Consider the following 12,226-nt stretch of genomic DNA (forward strand, 5'->3'; position numbering starts at 1 on the left):
ATTTAGAGACTCTAGCACAAGTTTAGATTTCTAAACCATCCAATAGACTTAACCACCCTTTAATGATCCTGTGGCAAAACCAAATGATCCCAAAGAGATAAATCGAAAGACTGAGCCAAGTCAGTGGAACGCAATAGCCGAGCACTAGCAAGCCAAGAAAGGCGAGATTAGAATGCCGTTGCCAACGTAAATGCGACGCCAATAATGGATTACCATGGAATTGGCGTTGGGAAACATTAATGAACAAACTTAGCAGCACGGGAAGTAATAATAAGGGAAAACCCGACATCAAGGCGTACAACAAATGTCCCAGAGTACGGTCTTCAATTTTTGCGGCATAAGTGGTTGTCATTGTCATTGAGAGACTCCAGCCAGACTAATAGACTGGGCGCAAACATCATACGCCCTTGTCATTAACCTTACGTTCTCACTGAGATAAGCGCAACTAAGGATTAGAAATATTTCCATCCATTTAAAAATAAGTCACAAGTAAATGACGCTAATTAGCAGCGCGTTAAAGTTTAAGCGTCACGTCGGATGCTAATGTTGTGGAGCAAGCGAGTACAAAACCGGCCTCAATTTCTGCAGCAGTCAGTGTCATCACGCTTGTCGATACCGTTTCTCCCTCCAAGACTTGACACTTACACGCGCCGCAAACGCCCGAACGACAGGCCGCAATAATCGGCAAACCTTCGGCCTCAATTCCCTCCAGCAGACTTTGCCCTTGATTTAGCGTCGTGCTTCGATCGCCAATAGACAAGGCGAAAGCCACTTCTGGTGGGTTTTCACTCGTTCCATCTGACGAGTTTGCTTGCATAAGGTGACTGCGAGCAACTTTCTCGGCCGTGGCAAAACTCTCATGGTATAACCGACTCATATCAAAATTGAGTTCGACTAATAAGGTTTTTACCGCTTGCATATAAGGTTCTGGCCCACAAAGGTAGATAGTACGCTCTGCAAAATCAGGTACTAAGGTTTGTAGCATCTGTGCACTTAACCGCCCGAAATCGAATGCTATCTTTGGTGAACACCCCAGTGTTTCAGTGACAGTCTCAAGTACGTATCTGAGCTTAAATGCATTAAAACGGTTGGCCATAGTCGCCAATGATGACTTAAAAATAATATCATTCTCTGATCGCGCACTGTGCACAAAGGCAATATCGGCATCAATTTGCGTATCAGTCAGATAACGCAACATAGAGTACATGGGGGTAATACCGCAACCAGCACTCAAAAAAAGGTATTTCTGCGCCGTTATAGCTAACAGATTAGCATCTAACTTTTCAGTCTCTGGCTGTTTATGGCTTAGCCGAGCAATATCAAACAGATTAAATTGCCCCGCGGGCGGCAGCACTCGTACACTCTGGCCGAGTAATAGATTGTCGATAAGATAATTAGATACGAGTCCACCCGCAACGCGCTTAATCGTCACCATCAAGGAATAGGGCCTAGATGGCGATGATGACAAGGTATAACTGCGGCACACTTGCTCGCCATTAATCTCAAGCACAAAGGTCATAAACTGACCGGGTTTATAGTCAAACTTCATCGGCTCGCCCGCTTGAAAACGAAAACTCACGACATCCGAGGTTTCATTCCAGCGTTCGACGCACACTAATTGATTAACACTTCCGGGTTTATGGGGCGAAACCGATAATGCCCGCGCTCCCGCTATCACACTCATGTTCATAGCATTTACCCACAAAACACTGCGGCCTCAGTAAACAAGCCAAAACCGCAGTTCAGCAACAATTCTTGGTTGATTTAAGCCACGTTTAACATATTTTTTAAATCGGCTTCGACTGTCGTGGTATTACGCAAGCCAAACTTATCTTCCAAAATTTTGGCTAAATTGGCCGTCAGGAACGCAGGTGGCGTCGGGCCTGTTCGAATATTTTTAACGCCAAGTGACAACAGCGTCAGCAGTACTACAATGGCTTTTTGCTCAAACCAAGAAAGCACTAAGCTCAGAGGTAATTCATTGATATCACATTCAAACACTTCAGCTAATGCAATCGCTAACTGAATCGCTGAATAGGCATCGTTACATTGGCCCACATCGAGCAAACGTGGAATACCGTTAATATCACCAAATTCGAGCTTATTGAATTTGTACTTACCACAGCCTAGCGTCAGGATTATTGAATCCTTAGGTGTGGATTTAGCAAGTTCAGTGAAGTAGCTTCTGTCGGCTTTGTCGCCATCGCAACCGCCAACAAGGAAGAAATGCTTAATCGCACCACTCTTTACATTTTCAACCACGGCTGGCGCTGCGGCCATCAAGGCATTGCGGGCAAAACCAATAGTGATAGTGTGTGGGATTTCATCATAGATAAAGCCTTCTAAGGCTAACGCTTTATCAATGACAGCCGATAAATCATCTCCTTCGATATGCACCACACCAGGCCAGCCCACTATGCTGCGAGTAAAGATACGATCACTATAACTACCCACATTTGGATCGATAATACAGTTAGATGTCATCACCACAGCGCCAGGGAAATTGGCAAATTCTTGCTGTTGATTCTGCCAAGCACTGCCGTAATTTCCGACAAGATGTGCATATTTTTTAAAGGCTGGATACGCCAGTGCAGGAAGCATTTCACCGTGGGTAAATACATTGATACCCTTGCCTACAGTCTGCTCGAGAATAAGCTCTAAATCCTTCATGTCATGGCCAGAAACTAGTATGGCTTTGCCCTTAACTGACTTAGTGTTGACCACAGTTGGCTCAGGATGACCAAAGGCCTGAGTTTCACCCGCATCCAGCATTGCCATTATGCGGTAGTTCAACTGACCTATGTCCATAGCCGTAGTAAACAGCTTATCGCCATCTACACTCGGCTCACCTAAGAAAGACATGATTTCATGGAAGCGCCCTGCCACATCAGCATCAGTCTGACCCAACACGCGAGCATGCTCCATATAAGCAGCCGCCCCCTTAAGGCCATATAAACACAATAACCTCAATCCCATGATGTCTTCATGAACTTCATGCTTATCTTTATTCAGCAGTGCAATCGGTGCCTGCGCTAGCATTTCAACCTTACTTGTCCCCAGCACTAACTGAGCGACTTGCGGCACTTGCTCAGCAGCAATACCGGCTTGTTCACAAGCCGCTTCGTAAGAAGCTTTTAACTGAGCACGATACTTAGCCGCCTGCTGGGTATAGGCCATAATACGCTCATCATCGAAGTTGACGTTGGTGAGGGTCGCGAAAAAGGCTTTAGGCACAAAACTATCAATTTCAGCATCGATAATGCCCAGCTCGCGAGCTTTAACCGCATATACAGACACGCCTTGTAGCATGTAAATCAGCAAGTCTTGCAGATCGGACGTTGCCGCCAACTTGCCACACATACCTTGGGAATAACTACAACCATTGCCAGCGGGTGTACGAATGGTTTGCTCACACTGAATACAGAACATGGATAGACTCCTAATTTAAATTCATGCTTTATTTTTGCATGTTTAAAACTAGTCTACCTAAACGTGCCATAAGCGACAGTCATTTCTAAAGTGAGATGCTAAATGTTAGAGAAAGATCACCTTAAGCAATTGCTAATTAATACAATGTGACCTGTTAAAAATCCATAAAAAAATGCCCATCAATGATGGGCGTTTTAAAGAGTAACTGTTTATTTATTAATTGGTTTTCATATCATTTACCGATTGCAGCATAATACGACTCTCGCGCTGGAATTGAGGGGCAAAATCCCCAAACCATTTGGCGACACTTTGGAACTGCTTAATAAACTCGTTCCTGTCACCCCGTTTTAGCAGTTCTAACGCTTCACGGTAGTTATCTAAATAATCACCAATAGCATGCTGGCTATCTTGCTGGGCAAAAATAATATCGGCGTAAAGCTCTGGGCTTTGGGCGAATAAGCGCCCTACCATAGCTAATTCTAATCGGTAAATCGGCGAGCTAAATTGCAGTAAAGTATCAATATCGGCCTCTTCCTTACACAGATTCAAACCATACACAAAGGTCGAGAAGTGACGCATTGCCTGCACTAGCTGCATCGCATTGTCGTGACGCTCTGGTTCTGCTTCGACAATCCGAGCTCCCCAAATGGCGATCTGCTCAAGTAACCACTGGTATTTTTCCGGCGAGCGACCATGACACACCACCACGACTTGCTTTGCCAGACTGCCCACATCAGGACCAAACATAGGATGAAAACCAACGACGGGACCAGAATGCGCCTCAAGCATGGCTTTAACTGGCTCAGTCTTGATGGAGGTCAAATCTGCCAAAATGCAATCTGCTGGTAACTGGGTCAGTTTTTCACGAATAAGCTCACAGGTAATCGCAATAGGCACTGTCACTAACACCATGCCCGCATCGGCAAATAGGTTATCCGCTTGCTGCCAATCATCTTTATCGAGCAGATTCACTTGGTAGCCAGATAAGGTCAGCATTTGTGAAAACAATCCACCGAGTTGCCCTTTACCGCCGACAATCACCACTGAGCCGAGATCTCTTTTAACTTGCTTAAAGCCTACATCTTTTTCATTGAGATAAGACTCGCGCATCAAACGACGTAAAATATCCTCAATTAATTGCGGCGCAATCCCCATAGTTTTTGCTTCTTCACGGCGTTTAGCCAGCATGGCTGCTTCACGCTGAGGTGCATAAATAGGTAAACCGGCGCCGTGTTTCACCGTGCCCACTTGCGCAACGAGATCCAAGCGCTTACGCAGTAAGTGCAGTAATTGCTGATCAACACCATCAATCAGGCCGCGAAGGTGTTCTAATTCGGCCGTTGTTTTTTCATTCATACCTAAGTCCATTAAGCTGTAACTAATTTAAGCGTTAGCTACTTTCAGCATATTGAAACGCGTTGGAAGTATTGAAGATAACTTCGCTGCGCCTTCCCGTAAAATGGTTTCTGTTTTTTCCCAGTTAATACAGGAATCTGTCACAGATACACCGTAAGCTAACTCGCTTAATGGCTTATCACAGCTTTGATTGCCTTCATTTAAATGGCTTTCAAGCATGACGCCGATGATCGATTTATTGCCGTTATAAATCTGCTCAAACACATCTTCACACACAGGCTTTTGGCGGCTGTAGTCTTTGGATGAATTGCCGTGGCTGCAATCGATAATCAAACGTGCATTGAGTTTGGCTTTATGAAGCTGCGTTTCACACTCTGCCACACTCGCCGCATCATAGTTGGGCGTTGCACCACCGCGTAAAATCACATGGCCATCGGGATTACCTGCAGTTTGCAATAATGCGACTTGGCCCTGTTGGTTTATGCCCATAAATCTGTGGCTACTGGCCGCCGATTTTAGCGCATTAATCGCTACATCGAGCTTACCATCGGTGCCATTTTTAAAGCCCACCGGCATAGAAAGACCCGATGCCATTTCCCTATGGGTTTGCGATTCAGTGGTGCGAGCGCCAATGGCAGACCAAGTCACTAGCTCAGAAATGTACTGAGGACTGATAGGATCAAGCGCTTCGGTGGCAACAGGCAGTCCTAACTCGGCCAACCAAATCATCAGCTCACGGGCCATTTTCAGGCCTTTTTCGACATCGAAGGATTCATCCATATCGGGGTCGTTGATCATGCCCTTCCAACCTACCGTGGTACGCGGCTTTTCAAAGTAGACTCGCATTAAGATATAAAACTCATCACTGAGTTCATCGTGCAGAGTTTTAAGCCTTAAAGCGTATTCCTTAGCGGCGGCGATATCATGGATGGAGCAAGGGCCAGTGACAATCAATACTCGATTGTCGCGCTTATGGACAATATCAGCCACGGTTTTGCGGGCATTGAGGATATAACGATAAGCATGCTCAGAGAGTGGCAAGGCATTTTTAAGCTCTTGCGGCGTGATTAAGACTTTCTCTGAACTGATGTGTACGTTGTTAATCGTATCTTGTTGCATGCTTACCACCTAAGACTTAGTGTTTAACCCAGTTGTCGAAGCAGGACTTCAAGTCAGCTTGGGTATTCATTTCGGATAAAAAATAGCGTAAATCCATCGCAATGTAATCATGTAATGCTACACCATTACAAACAGGCGACCACTATGCCTGTTCATTCTCTTTAGATCAAGTATAAATACTCAAAAAACAGCAACAAAAAACCGCCACTAGGGCGGTTTTCTGTGCGAACACTACGTCTTGTTTTCTGTAGCGGTAACTATTACTTAGTTGCCAGCTTCTCACGGATACGTGCAGATTTACCTGAACGATCACGCAGATAGTACAGTTTGGCGCGACGAACGCGACCACGACGCTTAACTTCAATGCTAGCGATCAGTGGGCTGTGCGTTTGGAAAGCACGCTCAACACCTTCGCCATTAGAGATTTTACGAACTGTGAATGCAGAGTGCAGACCACGGTTACGCTTAGCAATTACAACGCCTTCAAAAGCCTGTAAACGCTCTTTATCGCCTTCTTTAACACGAACCTGAACGACTACTGTATCACCAGCACCAAACGCAGGTACGTCTTGTTTCATTTGCTCATCGTTGAGCATTTTAATGATGTTGTTCATAACTTACTCCGTTCTAGAATTAACTGAGCTACGACTAAGCATGCTTGTTCATTGCTTCAACGAACTGCGCTAATAGAGTCGTTTGTTCGTCAGTCAGAGCTAGATTTTGCAATAATTCTGGCCGTCTAAGTAAAGTCCTACCAAGGCTTTGCTGTAAACGCCAGAGTCTAATTTGTTCGTGGTTGCCACTTAGCAGCACTGCCGGTACGTCAAGACCATCCAAGCTTTCAGGGCGAGTGTAATGTGGACAATCCAGTAAACCGTCGGAGAAAGAATCTTGCTCCGCCGAAGCTTGTTTTCCTAGCACGCCAGGAACCAATCTCGATACTGAATCTATTAGAGTCATCGCCGGTAATTCGCCGCCCGAAAGCACGTAATCCCCTATCGACCACTCTTCATCCACTTCCGTTTGAATGATGCGTTCATCAATACCTTCGTATCGACCACAGACCAAAATCAAACGTGATGATTGAGCCAACTCAGTGACGCCTTGCTGATCCAGCTTGCGTCCTTGAGGTGACAAGTAAATCACCTTCGCACCTTCACCCGCTGCGGCTTTCGCTGCATGGATGGCATCGCGCAAGGGTTGCACCATCATCAACATTCCGGGACCACCGCCGTAAGGCCTGTCATCTACCGTATTATGTCTATCATGGGTGAAATCACGGGGATTCCACGTGTGCAACTCGAGCAGGCCGTTTTTCACGGCTCGACCCGTAACACCAAAGTCTGTCACGGCACGGAACATCTCTGGGAACAGGGTTATTACCCCTAACCACATCTGTTGTACCTCGACTTAGAAGTCAGGATCCCAATCCACTAAAATCTGTTTACCTTGCAGATCCACCGTTTTGATGAACTGCTCAGGGACAAAGGGGATCATACGCTCCACTTTGCCGAAACTATCTTTAGCGTTGGCTTTAACAAGTAATACATCGTTCGATCCTGTTTCCACGATCTGATCGACAATCCCCATGTTATAGCCTGTTGTATTGACCACTTCGCAACCGATGAGATCACGCCAGTAGAATTCATCTGCTGGCAAATCGTTCATCTGTTCCGGCAAAATCGCAATCTCACAATTTGTGAGCATTTGCGCTTGCTCCCGTGTTTCTACGCCATCAAGTAAGGCAACAACGGCCTTGCCTTGATAACGCCACTGGGTGACCTTTATTTCGCGCCACTCACCATTTTCTTTAATAAGCCAAGGTGAATAGTCAAAGATACCTTCAACAGAATCGGTATAGGCGGTGATTTTCAGCCAACCTTTAATGCCATGACAGGAGCCTAATTTCCCCAGTACGACTGGCTGTTGGTTACTGCTCATCAATCTATACCTTAACGCTATTAAGCTGTTGCTTTACGAGCGTCTTTGATCAGTTTTGCTACACGTTCTGTAGCAGCTGCACCGTTAGAAACCCAGTGCTCAACGCGAGCTAGGTCTAAACGTAAAGTTTCTTCTTGGCCACGGGCCAATGGGTTGAAGAAACCAACACGCTCGATGAAACGACCGTCACGAGCGTTACGGCTATCAGCAACAACGATGTTGTAAAATGGACGCTTTTTTGCGCCGCCACGAGCTAAACGAATGGTAACCATGCGTTTTCAATCCTCTAATGATTTGCTTGAAGCAAAAATAAAAACTGGAACCCCGTGTTCGCGAAGAGTCCCAGATAGAAAGCCGGAAGATTTTACCTGACTTTCCAACGAATGCAACCAAAGATGGCGATTATTACGCCTGTGCCCTCAGTAAGCGGTTCATTGTTGCCAGAGTCAACCGACTGATAAAGTGCTAAGTTTAACTAAAAATGCCCGATTAACGTCCCGGAAACTTCATTCCTGGCGGCATCATGCCGCGCATTCCGCGCATCATTTTTTGCATGCCGCCCTTAGCAGACATTTTTTTCATCATCTTTTGCATTTGAGTAAACTGTTTCAATAAACGGTTTACATCTTGAATTTGCGTGCCAGAACCAGCTGCGATGCGACGTTTGCGTGAGCCCTTGATTAAATCAGGGTTCTTACGCTCCTTGGAAGTCATCGAATTAATGATGGCTTCCATTTGACCTGTCATCTTGCCGTCTTGGATTTGCGCTAAGGCTTCTGGGGGCAATTGACCAACACCGGGCAGTTTTTCCAGCATATTCATCATGCCGCCCATATTTTTCATTTGCTGTAACTGCTCACGGAAATCTTCTAAATCGAAACTGCCACCTTGCTTCACTTTCGAAGCCAGCTTCATGGCCTTTTCTTTATCGACGCCACGCTCAACTTCTTCGATAAGCGATAACACATCGCCCATGCCCAAAATGCGTGAGGCAATACGGTCTGGATGGAATGGCTCTAACGCGTCGGTCTTTTCACCCACACCGAGGAATTTGATCGGCTTGCCCGTAATGTGGCGAATCGATAACGCCGCACCACCGCGCGCATCACCATCGACTTTAGTTAAGATAACCCCTGTCAGTGGCAAAGCTTCATTGAACGCCTTAGCGGTGTTTGCCGCATCTTGACCTGTCATAGCATCAACAACGAACAAGGTTTCGATAGGCTTAACCGCTGCGTGTAAGCCTTTGATCTCGTCCATCATGGCTTCGTCGACATGCAGACGACCCGCGGTATCGAGGATCACCACATCGATAAACTTTAATTTAGCGTGGGCAATCGCCGCTTTCGCAATGTCGATTGGCTTTTGGCTAACGTCCGATGGGAAAAACTCCACCGCCACTTCTTGCGCTAACGTCTCAAGCTGTTTAATCGCCGCGGGGCGATAAACGTCAGCACTAACGACTAATACCGATTTTTTATGGCGTTCGCGTAAAAATTTACCCAGTTTGGCCACACTGGTGGTTTTACCCGCACCTTGCAGACCTGCCATCATAATCACAGCTGGCGGCTGAGTGGCTAAATCTAGGGCTTCATTCGCCTCGCCCATGGATTTTTCAAGTTCACTTTGAACTATCTTAATAAAGGCTTGACCTGGGCTTAAGCTTTTAGAGACTTCTTGTCCAACGGCACGTTCTTTTACGTTATTAACAAATTCGCGCACCACAGGCAGGGCAACATCGGCCTCCAGCAGTGCCATACGCACTTCGCGCAGGGTTTCCTTAACGTTTTCTTCAGTTAAGCGACCACGGCCACTGATATTTTTCAGTGTGCGTGACAGTCTGTCGGTTAGGTTCTCAAACATCGTCCTGTTCTATACCTTTAAGAATCTCGATTGATGGACTGTATTATAACGATGCATGCGCATTATGCTACTGCTGCACCCATCTTGATTGTGGTTAAGTGTTTTACTTGCGCTGAGTCATGTTTTATTGTCGTCGACACACTATTTAACCCTAACAATAAGAATCTGCTAAATTTTGCAACTCATGTCACTGCCCATTTGCCGACAGCTCATGTTATTCTAGGGAAAATATTGATCTGTATGCCCCGTTTTTAAGGCACCTTTAACTACACAAATAGGTTAATTACCCATGGTCATCTTTTCTGCCTCAGCCATGTTTTTTTATTGCATTGCATTGGTACTAGTGACGAGTCGATTGTTTCACCCAGACGGTCCGAATCGCCGTGCTGTCGCAGGTTTTGCCGCTATTGCGGTGATTTTACATGCCGCAGCATTATCACAAGTGATTTTCACCACAGATGGCCAAAACTTTAGCCTGACGAATGTGATTTCCTTAGTGAACTGGATTATCGCTTTTACTTTTACGATATTGATGTTCAGGCTGAAGGTCATCGTCGTCGTGCCCGTGGTTTACGCCTGCTCAGTACTTTCGGTTGCCCTACTCTGGTTATTGCCGCCTAAATTCATCACGCATTTTGAGCTTTATCCTGAAGTATTAGCCCACGTCGTATTGTCACTCATGGCCTACAGCGCCCTGATGATTGCCGCCCTGTATGCGATACAACTGGCGATGATCCAAAATAAACTGAAGAAAAAACAATTTATGCTGAGCCCTGGCATTCCGCCGCTGATGACAGTTGAAAAACAACTGTATCACCTAGTGATTATCGGCGTTATCTTGCTCAGTTTGTCGCTCGCGACTGGTTTTATCTTCCTTGAAGATATGTTCGCCGATGGTAAAGGTCATAAGGCAATTCTGTCGATAATGGCTTGGTTTGTATACATTACTATGCTGTGGCAACAGTATTGGGTCGGTTGTAAAATTCGTACCGCAGTCATTTATACTCTGACTGGCGCATCCTTACTTTCGCTCGCATATTTTGGTGCGCGCATTGTCAAAGAGTTAATCCTCAACTAAACATTTAAGTCGGCTGGGGCAGTTATTGCTGCGGCCGACTTGACACTTTTTTTAAATGTCGGTATTTACTTAAGTTTACTGGCCACATTGGAGCCTTTTTTGGACGCTATATCGACAAGCGCACTCCTGATCGTTTTACTAGTGCTTATCCTATTCTCTGCCTATTTTTCAGGCTCAGAAACCGCAATGATGACTCTCAACCGTTACCGTCTACGCCACTTAGCCAACAATGGCCATAAAGGGGCGATTAGAGCCTTGAAGTTACTTGAGCGTCCAGACCGTTTGATTGGATTGATCTTAATTGGCAATAACTTAGTCAATATTTCCGCATCTGCTATTGCGACTATCATTGGTATGCGTCTTTGGGGCGACTTAGGGGTCGCTGTTGCAACTGGCGTACTTACGTTAGTCGTGCTCGTTTTTGCTGAAGTCACGCCAAAAACCATCGCCGCGCTAAATCCTGAGCGTATTGCTTTTCCCTCTAGCATACTGCTACTTATACTTTCCTCGACCTTTGCCTATGTTGTCTCAAGCGTTAATTTAATAACCACAGGCATCTTACGTTTGATGGGGATAAAAACCGTTAATAGTAGCGATGCGCTAAGCCAAGAAGAGTTGCGCACTGTGGTACATGAGGCAGGGGCACTCATCCCCCGACGCCACCAAGAAATGCTGTTATCTATCTTGGATTTAGAGAAAGTCACCGTTGAAGATATTATGGTGCCACGCTCAGATATCTACGGAATTAACGTCAATGACGAATTTAAGGTTATCAATCGTCAGGTGATCCAAAGTCCACATACTCGAGTGTTAGTGTATCGCGACACCATAGACGATGCAGTGGGCTTTATTCATCTACGTGATGCCCTGCGCCTCCAATCTAAAGAGCAATTTAGCAAGTCATCTTTGCTACGTGCGGTGAAAGAACTCTACTTTGTGCCAGAAGGTACGCCACTCAATGTGCAGCTAGCTAACTTCCAACAAAATAAAGAGCGCATCGGCTTAGTCGTTGATGAATATGGTGATATTCAAGGTCTAGTAACACTCGAAGATATTCTCGAAGAGATTGTCGGCGACTTTACCACTTCTATGTTGACCACCCCGAGTGAAGACATTAAGGTGCAGCAAGATGGCAGCTACTTAGTCGATGCGGGCATTACGATCCGCGATTTGAATAAAGAAATGAAGTGGAACTTTCCCACCGATGGCCCTAAAACCCTCAATGGTCTGATTCTGGAGTATCTGGAGGACATTCCTTCTGCGAATACCAGTTTACGTTTAGCAGGTTATCCATTAGAGATAATTGATGTGTCAGAGAATATGATTAATACAGTGAGAATTATCCCGCTGTATTATCATCCCCCCAGAGTTTAATCCTCAATTTTGAGCATAAAAATTGGCCGAACCACACAAGTTAAGATGTGGTCCGGCCGACGATTT

At 45.6% G+C, this 12,226-nt stretch carries 12 protein-coding genes; 2 read left to right on the forward strand and 10 right to left on the reverse strand.

Features of this window, described 5'->3' with window-relative positions; translation table 11 throughout:
* Positions 1-22 precede the first annotated feature (22 nt).
* The 10 genes from RA178_RS16065 to ffh form a co-directional block, all read right to left on the reverse strand.
* Positions 23-358 carry a hypothetical protein gene (locus tag RA178_RS16065; RefSeq protein WP_105249849.1) on the reverse strand — a complete coding sequence of 112 codons (336 nt, stop codon included), beginning with the start codon at positions 356-358 and terminating at the stop codon, positions 23-25.
* A 156-nt stretch (positions 359-514) separates the two neighbouring features.
* A complete protein-coding gene (locus RA178_RS16070; RefSeq protein WP_306682764.1) occupies positions 515-1,690 on the reverse strand; it encodes an FAD-binding oxidoreductase in 1,176 nt (391 codons plus the stop codon).
* Between the two features lie 74 nt (positions 1,691-1,764).
* Positions 1,765-3,429, reverse strand: coding sequence for a hydroxylamine reductase (hcp, locus tag RA178_RS16075; protein ID WP_306682766.1), 1,665 nt, complete (start codon positions 3,427-3,429; stop codon positions 1,765-1,767).
* A 216-nt stretch (positions 3,430-3,645) separates the two neighbouring features.
* On the reverse strand, positions 3,646-4,785 hold the full coding sequence (tyrA, locus tag RA178_RS16080) for a bifunctional chorismate mutase/prephenate dehydrogenase (protein WP_306682768.1): 1,140 nt from the start codon (positions 4,783-4,785) through the stop codon (positions 3,646-3,648).
* Positions 4,786-4,812: 27 nt separating this feature from the next.
* On the reverse strand, positions 4,813-5,904 hold the full coding sequence (locus tag RA178_RS16085) for a 3-deoxy-7-phosphoheptulonate synthase (protein ID WP_306682769.1): 1,092 nt from the start codon (positions 5,902-5,904) through the stop codon (positions 4,813-4,815).
* A 260-nt stretch (positions 5,905-6,164) separates the two neighbouring features.
* Positions 6,165-6,518, reverse strand: a complete 354-nt coding sequence (gene rplS, locus RA178_RS16090) for a 50S ribosomal protein L19 (RefSeq protein ID WP_006080791.1) — start codon at positions 6,516-6,518, stop codon at positions 6,165-6,167.
* Positions 6,519-6,552: 34 nt separating this feature from the next.
* A complete protein-coding gene (gene trmD, locus RA178_RS16095) occupies positions 6,553-7,299 on the reverse strand; it encodes a tRNA (guanosine(37)-N1)-methyltransferase TrmD (protein ID WP_028760810.1) in 747 nt (248 codons plus the stop codon).
* 15 nt (positions 7,300-7,314) lie between these two features.
* Positions 7,315-7,845, reverse strand: coding sequence for a ribosome maturation factor RimM (gene rimM / locus RA178_RS16100; RefSeq protein ID WP_006080789.1), 531 nt, complete (start codon positions 7,843-7,845; stop codon positions 7,315-7,317).
* 20 nt (positions 7,846-7,865) lie between these two features.
* The gene (gene rpsP, locus RA178_RS16105; RefSeq protein ID WP_006080788.1) at positions 7,866-8,117 is read right to left on the reverse strand and encodes a 30S ribosomal protein S16; all 252 of its coding nucleotides are present in this window, start codon (positions 8,115-8,117) and stop codon (positions 7,866-7,868) included.
* Between the two features lie 217 nt (positions 8,118-8,334).
* Positions 8,335-9,708 carry a signal recognition particle protein gene (gene ffh, locus RA178_RS16110; RefSeq protein ID WP_006080787.1) on the reverse strand — a complete coding sequence of 458 codons (1,374 nt, stop codon included), beginning with the start codon at positions 9,706-9,708 and terminating at the stop codon, positions 8,335-8,337.
* Between the two features lie 289 nt (positions 9,709-9,997).
* Between ffh and RA178_RS16115 the strand changes: the two genes are divergently transcribed.
* Together RA178_RS16115 and RA178_RS16120 are read left to right on the forward strand one after the other, a co-directional pair.
* Positions 9,998-10,786, forward strand: a complete 789-nt coding sequence (locus tag RA178_RS16115; RefSeq protein WP_028760813.1) for a cytochrome C assembly family protein — start codon at positions 9,998-10,000, stop codon at positions 10,784-10,786.
* A gap of 99 nt (positions 10,787-10,885) precedes the next feature.
* Positions 10,886-12,160, forward strand: a complete 1,275-nt coding sequence (locus tag RA178_RS16120; protein WP_028760814.1) for an HlyC/CorC family transporter — start codon at positions 10,886-10,888, stop codon at positions 12,158-12,160.
* Positions 12,161-12,226: the final 66 nt, after the last annotated feature.

The sequence above is a fragment of the Shewanella oncorhynchi genome, from assembly GCF_030848765.1.
Classification (GTDB): domain Bacteria; phylum Pseudomonadota; class Gammaproteobacteria; order Enterobacterales; family Shewanellaceae; genus Shewanella; species Shewanella oncorhynchi.